This window comes from Planosporangium thailandense, from assembly GCF_011947195.1.
Classification (GTDB): domain Bacteria; phylum Actinomycetota; class Actinomycetes; order Mycobacteriales; family Micromonosporaceae; genus Planosporangium; species Planosporangium thailandense.
This window is the reverse complement of the sequence record NZ_JAATVY010000023.1, coordinates 75,666-93,944: the sequence shown is the minus strand read 5'-3', so window position 1 is coordinate 93,944 and position 18,279 is coordinate 75,666. Positions and strand designations below refer to the sequence as shown.

Below are 18,279 nucleotides of genomic sequence, written 5' to 3'. Positions count from 1 at the left end.
TGGCCACGATCACCCTATGGTGTTCCCCGGCGCGAGGGGCGGCTTCCAGCGCCGCTCCAACTTCAACCGCCGCGCCTGGACCCCCGCCGTCGCCGGCGACCCTGCCGCCGGCATCCCGCCGATCCTGGCCGGCATGCACTTCCACGATCTCCGGCACACGCACAAGACCTGGCTGATCGAGGACGGCATCCCCGAGATCGCCCAGGCCCGACGGCTGGGTCACCGCCTCGGCGGCGTCCGGGGCATCTACAGCCACGTCACCCCCCGCCATGCGCCAACACCTCGTCGACGCGCTGCAACGCCGCTGGGAACGCCTCCAGCCGTTGGCGCCGGCCACCGGCGACGACAGTGGCCACGTGGCGGGGGAGGTGCCGGCGGCGTGACCGCCACAGCCCCGGATCGCGCGTGGGGATCGACCGTCGACGTCCACCGGGACGCTCCACAGGCGAGTCTACGACGATCATGTGCTCCCAGTTTGCTCCCAACGTAAAGGTCACAACGGGAAACGCCCGTTACCGGAGCTCCGGTGACGGGCGTTTGACCTGCATAAATGCTGGTGGGCGATACTGGGATCGAACCAGTGACCTCTTCGGTGTGAACGTGGACGCTGCGACGCTGTGACCAGCGCAAACACGAGGCGGCGCAGGTCAGCGGCGCCTGTTCGCAACAGTTCGATGCCGTTCGGAGCAGTTCAGTGCGGTTCACGGCGGCCGTGTGCTCCCCGCGTGTCGTGTCATGGCCGCCGGACCGGTCCGCGACCTCTGGAAACGCGACGGTCTAATAGCCGTTACCGGTGGACTATCGCCACCAGATGGCTGAGCGGACCACGCCGACGCAACCGGACCCGCAGACGGCCATCGTGCGCCAGTTTGAGCGCGACGAGGACGGTCGCCACCGCGGGTACCGCTCCGGCGAGCAACATGCCGATGCGTGGGCCAAAGTGCTGGTCGATGCTGCCCAGCAGGGGTCCGCCGAGCGCGCCACCGCCGATGAAGACGACCAGGTACACGCCCATCACTCGGCCGCGAATCGAATCGTCGGCTGCCAGTTGCACCATCGAGTTCGCCGAGGTGTACAGCAGCAGGGTGGCCGCACCCACCGCGACAAGGAACAGGCAGTAGCTCCACCGGTCTGGTGCCGCTGCGGCGAGCATTTCCAACGTGGCGAGGATGAGGCAGGTACCGACCAGTTCCCTTAACCTGGCCCGGGTCCGCCGAGTGGAGACCAACGCGCCGCCGAGCGAGCCGAGCGCCACCACGGAGTTGAGAAGTCCGTAGCCGCCCGGCCCGGATTGAAACACAGTCTTGGCGTAAACGGCGAGCGTGACGGGAAGGTTGCTGGTGAACATGCCGAACACGCCGACGAGGACGATCGGCCACAGCAATTGCGGCCGGCCCGCGACGTAGCGCAGCCCGGCACTCACCTGACGGCTCATCGTGTCCCCCCTCGGCGATCTGATGAGCTCGTCGTCGCGCATGAGCAACAGCGCGGTCAGGGGCGCGACGTACGAGGCGGCGTTGACGGCGAACGCGTAGCCGGCGCCGACGGCGCTGATGAGCGCACCGCTGATCGCCGGACCGATCAGCGCGGCGAGCTGAAAGACCGACGAGTTGATACTGATCGCGTTGCGTAGCTGATCCGGGCCGACCATCTCATTGACGAACGACTGCCGGACGGGATTGTCGACTGCTGTGACGGTTCCGAGACCGAACGCGATGGCGTAGACGTGCCATGCCGCCTCCTGGTGGGTCAAGGTGAGAAGGGCGAGCGCTGCCGCCATGGACGACATTCCGACCTGCGTCGCCAGCAGCACGCGCCGCTTCGGGTAGCGGTCGGCGATCAACCCGCCGGTCAGGCCGAACAGCAGTGTCGGCATGAACTGCAGGGCGGTGGTGACGCCGACGGCGGTCGCGCTGTGCGTGATGCTGAGTACCAGCCAGTCCTGGGCGATGCGCTGCACCCAGATCCCGGTGTTGGAGACGATCTGACCCGACGCGAACATCCGGAAGTTCCGTGCCTGCAGCGAGCTGAGGGTTGCCCAGCCGCGCGACGGCGGGGTGGGCGGTGGATCCGACGGTTGAGGACACTCGGCTCTTCTGGGCGCGCTACTCAACAGTTATCCAAACCTCGTGATGTGGGCCAATCTGATCCTCGCCACTCCCACCTCATTCCTAAAGCTAATTGATCGTATTAATGTAATTGCGAAACATTATGAGAGGCGATGATCGATGTACGATCCGGACCAGTTGCGGACGTTTCTCGCCGTGGCACAGTCGCTCAGCTTCACGAAGGCGGCGGCGTCCCTCGGCATTCGCCAACCGACTGTCAGTCAGCACGTTCGCAAGCTGGAACAGGCGGTGGGTCGCCCACTGTTCATCCGCGACACCCGCACGGTGACCCTCACCGCCGACGGTGAAGCGATGGCGAGCTTCGCGCGGTCGATCCTGGCCGCGTACGAGCCGGCGGTCGCGTACTTCACGGGTTCCGGCTTGAGCGGTCGGCTGCGATTCGGTGTGACCGACGATCTGGCGCTCACGTCGGTACCGAGGATCCTTCGCGACTTCCGGCAGCTCTACCCCCGTATCGCGTTGGAGCTCACCGTCTCGCAGAGCGTCACCCTGCAGCGCCGCGTGGAATCGGGGCATCTTGACGTCGCGTTCGTCAAGTCCACCGCGGGGGAGGGGCGCGGCCGTCTGGTACGGCGTGACCGGCTCGTCTGGGCCGCCGTCGACGGCACTACCGTAGAACCGGGTCGCCCGGTGCCGCTGATCGTGTATCAGGCGCCGAGCCTGAGTCGCTCCCTCGGCGTGCAGGCGCTGGAAAGCGCCGGTCTCAGCTACCGCGTCACCTGTACGGTTCGGGGTGTCAATGGTGTGATCGCGGCCGCCCGCGCCGGGCTCGGCATCGCGATCTTTGCGCGCACGATGGTCCCTGAGGACCTCGTTGAACTACCGGTCAGCGCCCGCCTGCCGGAACTGGGTGAGATCGATCTTGTCCTGCTGACGAGCGCCCGAGCTGCCGCGGGGCCCGTCGACGCGCTCATCGCGGCGATCATCGCGAGCGGAAATCCGATGGGTGCGGCTCCGTTGAAGGGAGTTGTCGGGCGGGGATGACATCCGTCGAGGTCCCGGCCGGTGTTCGGCGCACCCCGGTCGCGGTCACCGTCCCGCCTCGCCCCGGTCAAGGGCCGGAACGGAAGCCAGAACCGGGTCCGACCCGCCCCTGGGGGTCGGGGCGTCGAGGTGCCCGGACTCCTGCTGGTGGGCGCTCGTGTTGTGGGCGTGAACGAGACTTTGCGCCTTGTCTGCCGCGCGCTCCGCAATCGCGTCCACGAGCGCGGCGTGCAGGTCGTACCGCTCCCGGAGGTACATCGCGTGCGCCTCGTGTGCGGGGAGCACGAACACCGTGTGCGATTCGATGATCTCGAGCAGGCTGCAGTAGAACGAGCGAAGAATCGCGCTCGGGCTGACGGCGGCGATCCGCGCGTGCAGCGCCCAGTTCGCACGGGTGAACGAGGTCGAGTCCTCCGTCTCGATGGCCTCGGCCATGGCGCGCAGCAGTTCGCGCATGGCCTGGATGTCGGAGGCGGAGGAGTGGCGGATGGCGTCCGCCACGAGTAGCGGGTCGAGGGCGTCGCGGATGCGGATGGCGTCGGCGACCGACGTGTCGGCGGCGTCGAGGGCGAGCACCGAGTTGCCCAGCCGCACGATCGGTGACGGGGCGGCGGCGAAGACGCCGCCGCCCGGACCGGTTCGGACCGAGACGATTCCTCTCGACTGGAGCAGGCGCAGCGCTTCGTTGAACGTTCCGACGCTGACGCCGACGGCCAACCGGAGGTCGTTCTTGGTGCCCAGACGGGCGCCGGGAGCGAGGTTCTGGACCATGGCCGCGATGCGCTCGGCCGCTACATGGGCGAGGGGCGAGTCCTGCACCCGGCCTTGGTTCATCTCATACCTCCAGGGGAGATCCTATGCCACCCCTTGACAGCGCTGCCCCGACCGATAACATCGCCTGCACAAACCTCCATATTCAATATAGCGAATTCAGCTATCCCCATCCTTCTCTGGGAGTGCCGCGTGCGGGTTGCGAACGTTGCGGGTCGATTGGCCCTGGTGAAAGATTCCGAGGCGGTCGATGTGGAGAAGGCCAGCGACGGCCGGTTCGGTCCGGACCCGCAGTCGGTGTACGCGGACTGGGACGCCTTCCACGACTGGGCACGCCACGCCACCCTGCCCGCCGGTGAGTCGTTCGACCTCGCCGAGCTGGGGCCGCCGGCGCCGGCGCCGCGGCAGGTCTTCGCCATCGGGCTCAACTACCGCGACCACGCGGCCGAATCGGGCTATGAGGTCCCCACCGATCTCACCGTGTTCACCAAGTTCCCGGCGAGCTTCACCGGTCCGTACGGCGAGATCGCGCTGCCGGACGGCGGAATGACCGACTGGGAGGTCGAGCTGGTCGCCATCCTCGGCCGGCGTGCCGAACGGGTCGACGAAGCGGACGCGTGGGACCACGTCGCCGGGCTCACCGTCGGCCAGGACCTGTCGGAGCGGATCTCGCAGACCAGGGGCTCCGCGCCCCAGTTCAGCCTCGCGAAGTCGTTCGCCGGCTTTTCCCCGACCGGCCCCTGGCTGGTCACCCCCGATGAGTTCGACGACCCCACCGACCTCGAGCTCGGCTGCTCCCTCAACGGCGAGAAGGTGCAGTGCGCGCGTACCCGGGATCTCATCTACAGCTTGCCCGTCCTCATCAGCCGGCTGTCGCACGTCCTTCCGCTGCTGCCCGGTGACGTCATCTTCACCGGCACGCCCGCGGGCGTCGGATTCAGCAGGGAGCCCCAACGGTCCATCGCCCCCGGTGACGATCTGGTGAGCTACGTCGAGGGAATCGGAGAGATGAGGCACCGCTTCGTGGCCGGCTCGGGAGCCCGGTGAGTTCGCGCCCGGCACCTTCGAGTGGAAAAGGGATGAGATGACGCACCCGGTTGTCCTGATGCCCGGCCCGATGACCGAGCACGTGATGGCGGCCTGCGCGGCGCGCTTCGACGTGATCCGGCTCTGGGAGCACAGCGACCAGGATGAGACGCTGCGCACCCGTGGCGCCACGGTGACCGCGATCGCGACCGCCGGCAGCCCACCCGTTGACGCGGCCCTGATGGACCGTCTGCCCAATCTGCGGATCGTGTCGGGCTTCGGCGTCGGCTACGACTCCATCGACGCCGTCGAGGCGGCGCGGCGCGGGATCATCGTGACCAACACCCCGGACGTGCTGACCGACGACGTCGCCGACGTGGCGCTGGGCCTGTTGCTGATGGCCGTGCGCGAACTGCCCCAGGCGGAGCGGTACCTGCGCGAAGGGAAGTGGCGCAGCGGACCGTTCCGGCTGGCCCCGGCCACCCTGCGCGGGCGGAAGCTGGGAATCTTCGGTCTCGGCCGGATCGGCGAGGCGATCGCCAGGCGCGCCGAACCGTTCGGTGTCGAGGTCAGATACCACAACCGCCGGCCCAAGGCCGTCCCGTACCGCTACTGTGCCACCCTGGCCGAACTCGCCGACCAGGTCGACACGCTCGTCATCGCGACGCCGGGCGGACCGGCGACGCGGCACCTGGTCGACGCCGACGTCCTCCGGCGGCTGGGCGGGCGCGGCATCGTGGTCAACGTCGCCCGCGGCTCCGTGATCGACCAGGCGGCGCTGATCGACGCCCTGCGGTCGGGCACCATCCTGAGCGCGGGCCTCGACGTCTTCGAAAACGAGCCGCACGTCCCCGGCGAGCTGCTGGCCCTGCCCAACGCGGTTCTGCTGCCACATGTCGGTTCGGCCAGTGTGGACACCCGGCGCGCCATGGGCCAGCTCGTCGTCGACAACCTCGTCAGCTGGTTCGAGCGCGGAACCGCGCTGACCCCGGTACCCGAAACCCCACAGCCGGAGCCCGCGCACGCGCCGCCCGGACGCGGCTGATAGCGCACGACCGCACATCCGTCACCACCTACGAGGGGGAGCCCCAGTGCGCAGCTTGAATGAGTCGGCCCGGCTGTACGACGCCGCGTGCAAGGTGATCGCCGGGGGAGTGTCGAGCGACATCCGGCGGAGCACCACCTCGGCACCCCCGCTCTACATCGACCACGCGTCGGGCTCGCACCTGTGGGACGTCGACGGCAACGAGTACGTGGACTACGTGCTGGGCCAGGGCCCACTCCTGTTCGGACACTCGCACCCGCGGATCGTCGAGGCGGTGACGAAGCAGCTTGCCCGCGGGCAGGTGTACTCGGCGCAGCACGCCCTCGAGGTCGAGGTCGCGGAGCTGGTGTGCGAGCTGGTGCCGTGCGCGGAGCTGGTCCGGTTCAACAGCGTGGGCTCCGAGGCGGTACAGGGTGCCTGGCGGCTGGCTCGGGGGCTGACCGGCCGGCCGAAGGTCCTCAAGTTCGAGGGGCACTACCACGGCTGGTACGACTCGGCGCTGTTCAGCCTGCACCCCAGCCTGGACGAAGCCGGACCGGCCGACCACCCGCGCGCGGTGCTCGGTTCGCTCGGTCAGTTGCCGTCCGCGGCCGACGGGCTGGTCATCGCGCCCTGGAACGACCTGGCGGCGTTCAACCGGCTCCTCGACGAGCACGCGGGCGAGATCGCCGCGGTGACGATGGAGCCGCTGCTGTGCAACACCGGCTGCATCGAACCGCACGCGGAGTTCCTGCGGGGCGTCCGCGAGCGGACCCGGCGCGACGGCATCGTGCTCATCTTCGACGAGGTCATCACCGGCTTCCGGCTCGCGCCCGGTGGCGCGCAGGAGTGGTTCGGCGTCGTGCCGGACCTCGCGGTCTTCGGCAAGGCGATCGCGGGCGGGCTCCCGCTTTCCTGCATCGCCGGTACCGCGGAGGTCATGCGGCCCATCGTGGAGGGGCGGGTCGGTCACTCGGGAACGTTCAACTCCAACCCGGTCGTCATGGCCGCCGCGGCAGCGGCCCTCAGCATGATCGCAGAGCAGAGGGACGCGCTGTACGACCCCTTGCGGGAACGGGGCCGGCGGCTCGTCGAGGGCATCGCCGAGCGGGCGAAGGCCGCCGGCGTCGACATCCTCACCAGCGGCCCCGGTCCGATCGTGCAGACGTACCAGACGAGCCGGTCGGCGATCGACAACTACCGCGACTTCGCGACGGTCGATCGGGAGCGGACGCTGCGGTTCCACGCCGCGCTCCTGGATCAGGGCGTCAACTCGGTGAGCCGGGGCCTGTGGTTCCTGTCGACGGCGCACGACGACGCCGACATCGACCGGACGCTGAACGCGGTCGAGCGGGTGTTCGACGACCCGACCTGGACGCGGGAGCTGCCGTGACGGCCACGCGGCGGGCACCGGCCACGCGGGCACCGGCCACGAGGCGTGCCGGGCTTGGGCGCCGGTTGGCCCCCGGACTTTCGGAGGTGCTCGCGTGATGGAGTACGTCCGGCTCGGCGCGTCCGGCCTCAAGGTGTCCCGGGTGGTCTACGGGAACTGGTTGACGCACGGCCCGCACACCGACAGAGCCGACGCGTTCGCATGTGTCCGCGCGGCGCGCGATCTCGGCATCAGCACCTTCGATACGGCCGACGCGTACGCGAACACCGAGGCGGAGTCCGTACTCGGCGAGGCCCTCCAGCACGAGCGGCGGGAGAGCCTGGAGATCCTGACGAAGGTCTACAACCCCATCGGCCCGCGTGGTCACAACGATTCCGGCCTGTCCCGCAAGCACATCATGGAGGGGATCAACGGATCGTTGCGGCGGCTGCGTACCGACTACGTGGACGTCTACCAGGCTCACCGCTTCGACACCGAGACGCCGCTGGAAGAGACCATGCGGGCGATGGCCGACGTCGTACGGCAGGGCAAGGCGCTGTACATCGGCGTCAGCGAGTGGACCGCCGACCAGCTCCGCCGGGGGGCCGACCTGGCGCGGCAGTTGGGCATCCAGCTCGTCTCCAACCAGCCGCAGTACTCCATGCTGTGGCGCGTCATCGAGCAGGAGGTGGTGCCGACCTGCGAGCAGCTTGGCATCTCCCAGATCGTGTGGTCGCCGCTGGCGCAGGGCGTGCTGACGGGTAAGTACCTGCCCGACGCCCGGCCGCCCGGAGGATCCCGGGGCGCCGGTGCGGCCGAGTCCGGTGAGCCGCTGCTGAACAGGTTCATGCAGCCCGAGGTGCTGCGCCGGGTGCAGCGGCTCCGCCCGGTCGCCGACGCCCTCGGCCTGAGCCTCGCCCAGTTGGCACTGGCCTGGGCGCTGAAGAACCGAAACGTGGCGGCCGCGATCGTCGGTGCGTCCCGCCCCGAGCAACTGAAAGAGAGCGTCGCCGGGTGGAAGGCCAACATTCCACCGGACGCCATGGCCCGCATCGACGAGATCCTTGCCGATGTCGTCGAGCGCAGACCCGAGATGACCGCCGCGATGGCGCCGAAGCGGCGCCCCACCTAGGCGTGACGAGACAGCCGCGCCGGCGACCGGCCGGCGCGGCGATGGAGACGGTGAGTATCGCTAGTTCGGTTACCGCGAGGTGAGCTGAAAGGCTGCCTTCCTTCCGAAATGAGGATAGCCACGATGGCGAGGTTCAAATTCAGAACAGGGGCATGGTTAGGGGCCCTGCTGCTGACAGCGGCGGCGCTGACGGCCTGTTCGGGCGGGTCGTCGGGTGGCGGGTCGGCGAAGGGCGACCCGGCCAAGCCGGTGGATCTGCTCAAGTGGGCCGGCCCGGGGCCGGTCGTGACCCTCGACGGTTCGGTCGCCGGGGACGCCGCCTCCATGGACGGCATCTATCTCGCCTCGGGTCAGTTGACCCGGTTCAACGCTGACGGCAAGCCGGTTCTGGACCTTGCCGAGAGCGTCGACATGGCCAAGGACGGCCTCACCGCCACGATCAAGCTCCGGCCGAACCTGAAGTATTCGGACGGCACACCGATCACTTCCGAGGACTTCCAGTACGCGGTCGAGCGCAACCGGAAGGGCACCGGCGCCTCCTTCGTGGCCACCATCAAGTCGGTCGACGTCGTCGACGACACCACGGCGGTGGCGCACCTCAAGGGTCCCGACCCCGACTTCCTGACCTGGTTGGCGGAGCGCGGCACCCAGCTTCACCCGAAGAAGCTCATCGAGTCCGACCCCGACTACTGGAAGCATCCGGTCAGCGGCGGCCCGTACATGGTCGACAAAGGCTGGACCCCTGGCAGTGACGTGTTCCGCGCTGTGGAGAACCCGAACTACCCCAAGGGCCCGATGATGGCCAAGGCGATCGAGATCCGCTCGGTCCCGGACGCCGCCTCCCGGGTGCTCCAGGTGACCAGTGGCGAGCTGGACGCGGCCATCGACCTCCCCCTGTCCAGTAAGGACAATTTCCCGGCGGAGGTGAAGACGTCCTACGCGGGCGTCGGCGGTACGAACTACGTGGTCGCGAACGAGACGCTGGGTGGGCCGTTCGCCAACGCGAAGGTGCGGCAGGCCATGTCGTACGCCATCGACCGCAAGTCCATTTCCCAGAAGGCGTTCTTCGGCCTGCAGCCGGCGTCCACCTCGCCGATGTTCAACTGCGGGGACCTGTGTGAGCGCGACCTGCTGCCGGAGAAGGGCGCGCGGGACGTCGCCAAGGCGAAGCAACTGATGCAGGAGGCTGGGTACGCCAACGGCTTCGACGCCGAGATGAAGGTGAGCAGCGGCCGGGGCGGTTGGCAGGAGGCGGCGGTGATCGTCGCGCAGAACCTCGCCGACATCGGCATCCGGGTGAAGGTCACCCCGGTCGATGAGGGCCAGCACTTCAGCTCGATCACGAAGCAGAACTACCAGCTGTTCTTCACCGGCGGCGGTGGGAAGGCGCAGTCGACGCTGTCGCAGATGCTCAACACCGGTGACTTCTGGGTGAAGGCCACCGGCTGGACCCCGCCGGCCGAGGCGGCCGAGGTGATGCAGCGGACGGCGTCCGAACTCGACCCCGCCAAGCGTCGCGAGGCGTACACCGAGGCGCAGAAGATCTGGATGGACGCGATGCATGTCATCCCGGTGACCGAGCGCATTCAGCTCAACGCCAGCAGGGTTTCGCCCAACCTGTTGGTGCTGCAGGTCAAGAACGACCAGAAGGTCATCGTCCAGACCGTTGCCGAGGCCAAGCAGGGCCTGAAAGCTGGAAGTCTGTGAGTTCCCGAGTTGAGTGAGTCGATCAGGGTGCCGCGTCGGCGGGCCGGGTTCACGGACGTGTGGCGCAGGCACCGGGCGGTGCAGATCGTGGCACGGGGAGTCGCCGTCAGTTTCATCGTCGCGACGGTGGCCTTCTCCGTGCTGCGGTTCGCACCGGGCGATCCGGTGCTTGCGATCCTCGGCGACCAGGCCACGCCGAGCGCGGTCACGGCGATGCGGGCGAAGCTGGGGCTGGACGGGAACATCTTCGTGCAGTACCTCCGCTTCCTCGGCCACGCGGTGCGGGGCGATCTGGGTACATCGATCACGAGCGGCGTGCCGGTGGCGCGCATCATCGGTGACTCGATCGCCCCCACCCTGTCACTGGTCGCGATGACCGCGATCCTCGCGCTGATCTTCTCGGTGCCGCTCGGGCTGCGGCTGGCCCTGGCGCCGGAGGGACTGTTCAGCAAGGTGTTCCGGGTTGCCGCGTCACTGTCGCTGGCGATGCCCGGGTTCTTCCTCGGCCTGCTGGCGCTGCTGCTGTTCGCCATCCGGTGGGGGGTGGCGCCGGTCGCGGGGTTCACGTCGACGTTCCCCGGGGCGCTGACCTACCTGTGGCTGCCCGCCCTGGTGATCTGCGCCCAGCTCGTGCCGATCCTGGCGCGCGTCTTCCGGGCTTCGGTCCTGCGGACGCTCGACGAGGAGTTCATCGAGGCCGCCATCGTACGGGGAGTCTCGCGACCGCGGTTCTACTGGCACTACCTGATCCGGCCGTCGATCGCGCCGACCATAGCCCTCCTGGGCTACATCACCGGCCAGCTCCTCGGCGCCTCGGTGATGATCGAGATGGTGTTCAGCATGCCGGGGATCGGCACCCGCCTGGTGCGGGCGGTGACGACCCGCGACTACCCCACGGTGCAGGGGATCCTGCTGGTCTTCGGGGTGCTCGTGGTGCTCATCACCACCCTGTCGGAACTGGTGATCAAGCGCCTTGACCCGAGAGCCGGGGGTGACAGATGAGGTGGGCCTCGCGGTTGAAGGACGCCGACCGGATGTTTCTCATCGGTGCGCTACTGCTCGCACTGATCGTGCTGGCCAGCGCGCTCGCGCCGATACTCAGCTCGTTCGATCCCGTCCGGGGCACGTCGCCGCCGATGCGGGCGCCGTCGGCCGGTCACCTGTTCGGCACGGACAACCTCGGCCGGGACGTCTTCGTCCGCGCGTTCGCCGCGACCCGGCTCGACATGATGCTGGCGGTGGTCGCCGTGGGGGTTTCTCTCATCGTCGGCACGCTGGTGGGCGCCGTCATGGGAATGGGCGGCCGGTCCAAGGTGAGCGGTTTCCTGAACCTGGTCGTCGACAGCATCAACGCCTTCCCGTTCATCGTCCTGGCGCTGGGGGTGGTGGCGGTGGTCGGGCCGAGCGTGCCCGGCGTGCTGTCGGCGATCATCCTGACCGGATGGGCCCGCTACGCGCGGGTCGCCCGCGCCCGGACGGCGGTGATCGCCGACGCCGATTTCGTCAACGCCGCCCGGCTGCTGGGCTACGGCCGCTCGCGGGTGATGATCCGGCACGTCTTCCCGAACGTGTACTCCGAGAGCTTCGCGTTCGCGCTGAGCGAGCTGGTGATCGTCATCCTGGCGATCGCCTCGCTGTCCTTCCTCGGCGCGGGCGTCCGCCCGCCGACACCCGAGCTCGGGGCGATGATCTCCGAGGGCCGCATCATGCTCACCCGGGCCTGGTGGATCTCGGTCTTTCCGGGGGCGGTGCTGGCGCTCGCCGCCCTCAGCATCCAGCTCATCGCCGACGGCTACGAGAGGATGACGCGCTATGCCTAGTGGGCTCAGCACGGAAAGCGCGCAGCCGCGCGGGGACGCCGACGGCGCCGGCCGCCCGGCCGACGACCTGCTGGCCGTCTCCGGCGTGAGCGTCGCCCTGCGGCGCCGCGTCGGAGAGGTAATGGTCGTCGACACCGCGAACTTCACGATCGCACCCAACGGCGCGCTCGGCGTCGTGGGAGAGTCGGGCTCCGGCAAGAGCATGCTCAGTCGTGCGCTGATCGGTACGCTGCCCCGCTACGGCGGGCGGGTGACCCGCGGTTCGATCCGGTGGCAGGGGCGCGAACTGGTGGGCCTGCCGGAGAAGGAGTGGCGGACGATCCGGGGAACCGAGATCGGCTATGTTCCGCAGAGCTCGATGGCCTCGCTCAATCCGATCCTGCCGATCGGCGAGCAGTTGCTCGAGGCCGTCTCGAACGGACGGCGCCGGGCCGACGCCGAGCATCGCGCCCGGGTGCTGGAGCTTCTCGAGCTGGTCCGGATCCCCCGGGCGAAGCAGGTGATCGGGGAGACCGCCGGCCAGCTGTCGGGCGGCATGCGCCAGCGGGTGGTCATCGCGGCCGCTCTGGCGCAGCGGCCGAAGCTGCTGATCCTCGACGAGCCGACGACCGCGCTGGACGTCACGGTCCAGGCCGGCATCCTCAAGCTGATCGTCGAGCTTCGCCGCGAGCTCGGCATGGCGGTCATGCTGACCTCGCACGACCTGGCAGTTATCGAGACGGTCTGCGACAACGTCATGACGATGTACGCCGGCGCGGTCATCGAGATCGGGGCGACCGGCGCGGTACGGCAGCAGCCGCTGCACCCGTACACGAAGGCGTTGATGGGCTCGCGGGTCGACCAGGCGGACCCGGCGAAAGAGCTCCTCACCATCCCCGGCGAGCCGCCCACCACCGGCAACTGGCCGACCGGGTGCCGGTTCTGGCCCCGGTGCCCGAGCGCGATCGACGCCTGCCGCGTCGGGGAACAGCCGGCGATGGGCGCCTACGGCGAGCGGTGGTCGGCCTGTATCAGAACCGAGGAGTTCCTGTGACCGAGCCGATCATCACAGTGGCCGACCTGCACGTCACGTTCGCGACCCCGCGCGGCGACGTGCCCGCGGTCCGTGGCGTCGACCTGGTCGTCGCGCCCGGCGAGACGGTGGGCATCGTCGGCGAGTCGGGCAGCGGCAAGTCGACGCTCGCCCGCGCCATCGTGGGCCTGGTCGACGCGCAGAGCGGAAGCGTCACCGTCGACGGCCGCCCGGTCCGGCCGGTGCACGGGCGCCGCTCGCGCGCCGATGCCGCCACCGTCCAGATGATCTTCCAGGACCCGTACAGCTCGTTGAATCCACGGCAGCGGCCCATCGACGCGGTCGCCGAAGCGGTACACGTCTGCCAGCGGCTCGATCGGAAAGCGTCCCGGGCTCGGGCGATGGAGCTGCTCGGCTCGGTCGGGATCTCGCAGGCGCAGTGCCGGATGAAGACCCGGTCGTTGTCGGGCGGGCAGCGGCAAAGGGTGTCGATCGCGCGGGCCCTCGCCGCCGAGCCGAAGATCCTCGTGGCCGACGAGCCGACCTCGGCCCTTGACCAGTCCATCGCGGCGAGCCTGCTCAACCTCCTGCGGCGGATCCAGTCCGAACGGGGTATCGCGGTGGTGTTCATCTCCCACGACCTCGGTGTCGTCCGGTACCTCGCCCATCGGGTCTACGTGATGAAGGAAGGCGTGTTCGTCGAGGACGGCGTGACCGTCGACGTCTTCGAGGCGCCACGCCACGAGTACACCCGCACGCTCGTCTCGTCCGTGCCGGGCGCCGGTACCACCGTCGCCCACGGGCACGCCCCGGCTCAGGAATGACCGGTTCCGCTCAACCGCGTTGGAGATGAACACATGCCGAGCATCGGTGTTGGAATTGTGGGGACCGGCATCATGGCCAAGGCCCACGCCAGAGTCGTGCAGGAGGACCCGCGTACCCACCTCGCGGGGTGGGTGAGCAGGCAGAGCAGCCCGACCGGAATCGACGAGTTCGGCCCGGTCCCGGTCCACCGCACGGTCGACGACCTGCTGCGGGACGAGTCGGTCGCGATCGTCATCGTCGCGACGCCGGACTTCGCGCACCGCAACCCGAGCGTGGCGGCGGCGCGGGCGGGGCGGCACGTGCTGATCGAGAAGCCGCTCGCGATGTCCGGCGCCGACGCCGAGGCCATCCTCGCCGCCGTCCGCGGGTCCGGCGTGCACGCCATGACGCTGTTCAACCAGCGCTGGGCGCCCGCGTACTGGCAGGCCAAGCAGGAGCTCGCGCAGCCGTCCGCGGGCCGTCCGATCATGGCGTACGCGCGCAAGAACGACACGCTCCACGTGCCCACCAAGATGATCCCGTGGGCGGACCGCTCCTCGCCGTCGTGGTTTCTGTCCTCACATGACGTCGACCTGGTGACGTGGTTCTTCGACGCGCCGGCCGTCGAGGTCTACGCGACGGCGGTCGAACGGGTGCTCGTCGGCATGGGCATCGACACCCCCGACGCGGTGCACGCGCAGGTGCGGTTCGCCGACGGCGCCGTGGCCACCTTCGAGTCCTCATGGTCCGTACCCGAGGGCTACCCGACCGTGGTCGAGTCCTTCGTCGAGGTGCTCACCTCGGACCGCCACATCCACGTCGACCGCAAGGTCGAGCAGTTGGAGATCGCCACCGCGGAGCGGATGTACTACCCCCGTACCGGCGGAACCCGGATCGGCGGGCGCAACGTCGGCCCCGCCGCCTCGGCGGTTAGGCACTTCATCGACGTGGTCGTCGACGGAGTGGAGCCGATCATCCCGCTCGAGCACTCGGTACGGGTGACCTGGCTGCTCGAGGCGATCGAGAAGTCGTACCGCTCGGGCGCCCCGGTGCGGGTCAACGCCGCCGGTGGCGCCGGCTGACCCGGAGTCCACGGTAGACACCGGTCCCATTCGCAGGCACGCCGGAGAGGGCGGACATGAGCCAGGTTGAGCCAGTACCGCACAACGGTCGGAATCATCGCAGCGCCAAATGGTTCCAGGGCGACAGCATCAACGCGGCGTCGAGCCGGGCGTGGCTGCGCTCCCAGGGGCACAGCGCGAGCATGTTCGACGGCCGGCCGACGATCGGCGTCATCAACTCGTGGGCGGACACCACACCGTGCAACATGAGCCTGCGCGACGTCGCCGAGCACGTGAAGCGGGGAGTCCGCCGCGCCGGCGGTTTCCCCCTGGAGCTTCCGGTGATGTCGCTCGGCGAGACGCTGATGAAGCCGACCACCATGCTCTACCGCAACCTCATGGCGATGGAGGTCGAGGAGTGCATCCGCGCCTACCCGTTCGACGGCGTGGTGCTGCTGTCCGGCTGTGACAAGACGACACCGGGGATGATCCTCGGCCTGGCGAGCACCGACGTTCCCGGCATCGTGGTGACGAGCGGCCCGATGCTCCGCAGCATCCGCGGCACCCAGGAGCTCGGCGGCTCGAGCGGGCTGTGGAAGGCCGACACCGCGCACCGGACCGGGGCCATCACCGGGCGGGCCTGGCGCGAGATCGAAGGCTGCATCGCCCGGTCGGCCGGTCACTGCGGCGTCATGGGATCGGCGTCGACCATGGCGATCGTGGCCGAAGCGCTCGGGCTCACGCTGCCCGGAAACGCCGCCATCCCGGCCGTGGACTCGCGCCGGCTCGCGCTCGCCGAGGAGAGCGGGTACCGGATCGTCCAGATGGTCGACGAAGGGCTGGTGCCGGAGCGGATTCTCACCCGCGCCGCCTTCGAGAACGCCATCACCGCGCTCATGGCGGTGGGCGGCAGCACGAACGCGATCATCCACATCACCGCGATCGCGCGGCGGGCCGGAGTCGACATCACGCCGGCCGACTTCGACCGGATCTCCCGGCGCACGCCGGTCATCGCGAACGTCCTCCCCGTCGGCACCCACCAGATGGAGGACTTCTTCTACGCCGGCGGGCTCCCGGCGGTGATCCACGAGCTGGGCGACCTCATCGACCCGGACTGCGTCACCGTGACCGGCCGGAGCCTGCCCGACGAGTGCGCGGACGCGGAGATCCTGGACCCGGACACCATCCGGCCCCTCGCCGACCCGTTGCAGGCCGACGGCGGCATCGCGGTCCTGCGCGGGAACCTGTGCCCGGACGGCGCGGTCATCAAGCACGCGGCCGCGTCACCGGGGCTGCGCAGGCACCGCGGCCGCGCGGTCGTGTTCCGCGACAAGTACGACCTGGAGGCGCGCGTCCACGACCCGGCTCTCGACGTCGACGCGAGTTCGGTGCTCGTGCTGCAGAACAGCGGACCGGTCGGCGGCCCCGGCATGCCTGAGTGGGGGATGCTGCCGATCCCGCTCAAGCTCGCCAAGCAGGGCGTCGTCGACATGGTGCGGATCTCGGACGCCCGGATGAGCGGAACCTCCTTCGGCACCTGCGTGCTGCACGTCTCGCCGGAGGCCGCGGTCGGCGGCCCGCTCGGGCTGGTCGAAGACGGCGACGAGATCGAGCTGGACATCGCGAACCGCAGCCTGACCCTGCTGGTCAGCGACGAGGAGCTGGCTCGGCGCCGGGAGCGCTGGCGGCCCGCGGTCGCCGCACCGCAGCGGGGCTTCACCTCGCTGTACGTGCGCCACGTCGAGCAGGCCCACGAGGGCGCGGACTTCGGCTTCCTCGCCGGCCGCACGTCGGTGAGCGAGCAGATGTACCAGCCGATGCCGGACTGACCGACGGCGTGCGGACTTCCCGAACGGCTCAATGGAACGGATGGCGGGGGTATGGCCAGTAGCGACAATCTCACCGGACCGCTGACCGAACTGGAGACGAGCGTCGTCGACGTCAACGTGCTCGTCGGTCCCGACGTGCCGGCCAGCCGGTCCACGGGCGCCGCTGACGTCGGAGAACTCCGCCGCCGCTTCGGCATCGGCCACGCGCTAGTACGCAGTTCGGCAGCGATCCGGGTGGCGCGGGAGCGCGGCAACCGGTCGGTGCTGGACCTGGCGGGCGAGGAGGGGGTGTCGGCCGTCGCCGTCGCCTCGGCACTGCACCTCGACCGGCTGCCCGACGAACTGGACACTGCGGTGAAGGCGGGTGCGCGGGCGGTCTGGGTCGAGTACGCCAACTGGGCGCTGGAAACCGAGGCGGCACGGCGACTCCTGCGCGTCGTCGAGGCGACCGGCCTGCCGCTGCTGGTACCGCACCTGCATCCGGCTGCCGCCGCCCGGCTCGGCGCGCTGACCGCCCGGACGAAGACACCGGTCGTGCTGGTCGAGGCGCGGTATCCGGACTTCACCGAGGTCGTTCCCGCCCTGGAGCGGTACGAGAACCTGCACGTCGAGACGAGCAGCCTCGGCAGCTACGAAGCGATCGAGTGCATGGCGCGGGTGGTCGGGCACGAGCGGATCCTGTTCGGCTCGGGCGCTCCGGTCCGCTCGCCGCTGTCGCCGATGTACGCGGTGCTCCAGGCCAGAATCTCCACCGCCGCGAAGCGAGCGATCTTCGGCGGCAACGCGGCGCGGATCTTCGGCCTCGGCTCGGTTCCCACCGCCACGGTGAGCATGACCGTACCCGAGCGCCTGTTCGACGTGCACGGGCACTTCTTCCCCGCGCCCTGGGAGGTGCCCGAACAGTCCGGGGAACCGCTGCTCGGCGAACTGGCCGGGTTCGGCATCCGTACCCAGGTGGCGTCGTCCGTGCCCGCCATCATGGGCGACCTGGAGGCCGGCAACGAGCAGACCGTGCGCGCCTGCCAGGCCCAACCGGGCCAGCTCGGGTACCTGGTCGCGCACCCGGACGACATCGGCCTCGCCGAGGAGCACATCAGGAAGTGGGGCGACGCCGCCGGCATCGTCGGCATCAAGGTGCACGCCGAGATAGCCGGCGTGCCGACGAGTTCTCCGCAGATGGCCAGGCTGTTCGACGTCCTCGCGGACTACGGCCGGCCGGTCAAGATTCACAACGCCGGCGACGGGTGGGAGCCCGCGCTAGTCGCGATCGCCCGGAAGCACCCGCGGCTGCCCATCATCATCGCGCACGCCGGCTTCCACCGGCCGCAGCCGTCGGCGGCCACGGTCGTCAACGGCACACCGAACGTCCACATCGAACTGGCGAGCAGCAAGGCCGATATCCGTGACGCGCGCGACCTGGTCCACGCGGTCGACGCCGATCGGGTGCTGTTCGGCTCGGACGCACCGCTGATCAACCCGGCCTTCGTCCTCGGTGTGTACCAGGACCTGGGCCTGCCGGAGCCCGTCCTGGAGCGCGTCTACTGGGACAACGGCGAGCGCCTCTTCGGCGGCTACCGCTGAACGGTCGTCCGGCCCGGTACACCACTT

17 protein-coding genes are annotated in these 18,279 nt (G+C 69.4%); 14 read left to right on the top strand and 3 right to left on the bottom strand.

All coding sequences use genetic code 11. The features are described 5' to 3' along the window. Positions 1–271: hypothetical protein (locus HC031_RS33455; protein ID WP_240942915.1), on the bottom strand; the 271-nt coding region annotated here is incomplete at its 3' end. On the opposite strand from HC031_RS33455, the gene HC031_RS34890 reads away from it, so the two are divergent. Beyond that, positions 173–490, top strand: coding sequence for a hypothetical protein (locus HC031_RS34890; RefSeq protein WP_420813681.1), 318 nt, complete (start codon positions 173–175; stop codon positions 488–490). The genes HC031_RS33455 and HC031_RS34890 overlap by 99 nt on opposite strands. A gap of 297 nt (positions 491–787) precedes the next feature. On the opposite strand, the gene HC031_RS25085 is transcribed toward HC031_RS34890, so the two are convergent. After that, on the bottom strand, positions 788–2,113 hold the full coding sequence (locus HC031_RS25085) for an MFS transporter (protein ID WP_277349797.1): 1,326 nt from the start codon (positions 2,111–2,113) through the stop codon (positions 788–790). 115 nt (positions 2,114–2,228) lie between these two features. Between HC031_RS25085 and HC031_RS25080 the strand changes: the two genes are divergently transcribed. Then, positions 2,229–3,113, top strand: coding sequence for a LysR family transcriptional regulator (locus HC031_RS25080; RefSeq protein ID WP_167927875.1), 885 nt, complete (start codon positions 2,229–2,231; stop codon positions 3,111–3,113). A gap of 45 nt (positions 3,114–3,158) precedes the next feature. On the opposite strand, the gene HC031_RS25075 is transcribed toward HC031_RS25080, so the two are convergent. Continuing rightward, positions 3,159–3,947 carry a FadR/GntR family transcriptional regulator gene (locus HC031_RS25075; protein WP_167927874.1) on the bottom strand — a complete coding sequence of 263 codons (789 nt, stop codon included), beginning with the start codon at positions 3,945–3,947 and terminating at the stop codon, positions 3,159–3,161. A gap of 165 nt (positions 3,948–4,112) precedes the next feature. Here HC031_RS25075 and HC031_RS25070 point away from each other — a divergent pair, with 165 nt between their 5' ends. The 12 genes from HC031_RS25070 to HC031_RS25015 all read left to right on the top strand — a co-directional run bounded on the left by HC031_RS25070 (position 4,113) and on the right by HC031_RS25015 (position 18,252). Continuing rightward, positions 4,113–4,931: a fumarylacetoacetate hydrolase family protein gene (locus tag HC031_RS25070; protein WP_338090825.1), complete on the top strand. Its 819-nt coding sequence runs from the start codon at positions 4,113–4,115 to the stop codon at positions 4,929–4,931. 37 nt (positions 4,932–4,968) lie between these two features. Further along, positions 4,969–5,955 carry a 2-hydroxyacid dehydrogenase gene (locus tag HC031_RS25065; protein ID WP_167927872.1) on the top strand — a complete coding sequence of 329 codons (987 nt, stop codon included), beginning with the start codon at positions 4,969–4,971 and terminating at the stop codon, positions 5,953–5,955. 46 nt (positions 5,956–6,001) lie between these two features. Then, positions 6,002–7,327, top strand: a complete 1,326-nt coding sequence (locus tag HC031_RS25060) for an aminotransferase class III-fold pyridoxal phosphate-dependent enzyme (RefSeq protein WP_167927871.1) — start codon at positions 6,002–6,004, stop codon at positions 7,325–7,327. Positions 7,328–7,424: 97 nt separating this feature from the next. After that, entirely contained in the window at positions 7,425–8,438 is a 1,014-nt protein-coding gene (locus HC031_RS25055) for an aldo/keto reductase family protein (protein ID WP_167927880.1), read from the top strand. Between the two features lie 123 nt (positions 8,439–8,561). Further along, positions 8,562–10,145, top strand: coding sequence for an ABC transporter substrate-binding protein (locus HC031_RS25050; RefSeq protein WP_167927870.1), 1,584 nt, complete (start codon positions 8,562–8,564; stop codon positions 10,143–10,145). Positions 10,146–10,232: 87 nt separating this feature from the next. Then, positions 10,233–11,147, top strand: coding sequence for an ABC transporter permease subunit (locus tag HC031_RS25045; RefSeq protein WP_167927869.1), 915 nt, complete (start codon positions 10,233–10,235; stop codon positions 11,145–11,147). Next, complete coding sequence (locus tag HC031_RS25040) at positions 11,144–11,965, top strand: ABC transporter permease (RefSeq protein WP_167927868.1); 822 nt, start codon at positions 11,144–11,146, stop codon at positions 11,963–11,965. The genes HC031_RS25045 and HC031_RS25040 overlap by 4 nt, the downstream gene beginning before the upstream one ends. After that, complete coding sequence (locus tag HC031_RS25035) at positions 11,958–12,998, top strand: ABC transporter ATP-binding protein (RefSeq protein ID WP_167927867.1); 1,041 nt, start codon at positions 11,958–11,960, stop codon at positions 12,996–12,998. Before HC031_RS25040 ends, HC031_RS25035 begins: the two co-directional genes overlap by 8 nt. Further along, positions 12,995–13,801 (top strand): ATP-binding cassette domain-containing protein, encoded by an 807-nt coding sequence (locus tag HC031_RS25030; protein WP_167927866.1) that lies wholly within the window; start codon positions 12,995–12,997, stop codon positions 13,799–13,801. The genes HC031_RS25035 and HC031_RS25030 overlap by 4 nt, the downstream gene beginning before the upstream one ends. A 33-nt stretch (positions 13,802–13,834) precedes the next feature. Beyond that, a complete protein-coding gene (locus tag HC031_RS25025; protein WP_277349796.1) occupies positions 13,835–14,863 on the top strand; it encodes a Gfo/Idh/MocA family protein in 1,029 nt (342 codons plus the stop codon). 56 nt (positions 14,864–14,919) lie between these two features. Further along, positions 14,920–16,671 carry an IlvD/Edd family dehydratase gene (locus HC031_RS25020; RefSeq protein WP_167927864.1) on the top strand — a complete coding sequence of 584 codons (1,752 nt, stop codon included), beginning with the start codon at positions 14,920–14,922 and terminating at the stop codon, positions 16,669–16,671. A 51-nt stretch (positions 16,672–16,722) separates the two neighbouring features. Next, positions 16,723–18,252, top strand: a complete 1,530-nt coding sequence (locus HC031_RS25015; protein WP_167927863.1) for an amidohydrolase family protein — start codon at positions 16,723–16,725, stop codon at positions 18,250–18,252. The last annotated feature ends 27 nt before the right edge of the window (positions 18,253–18,279 follow it).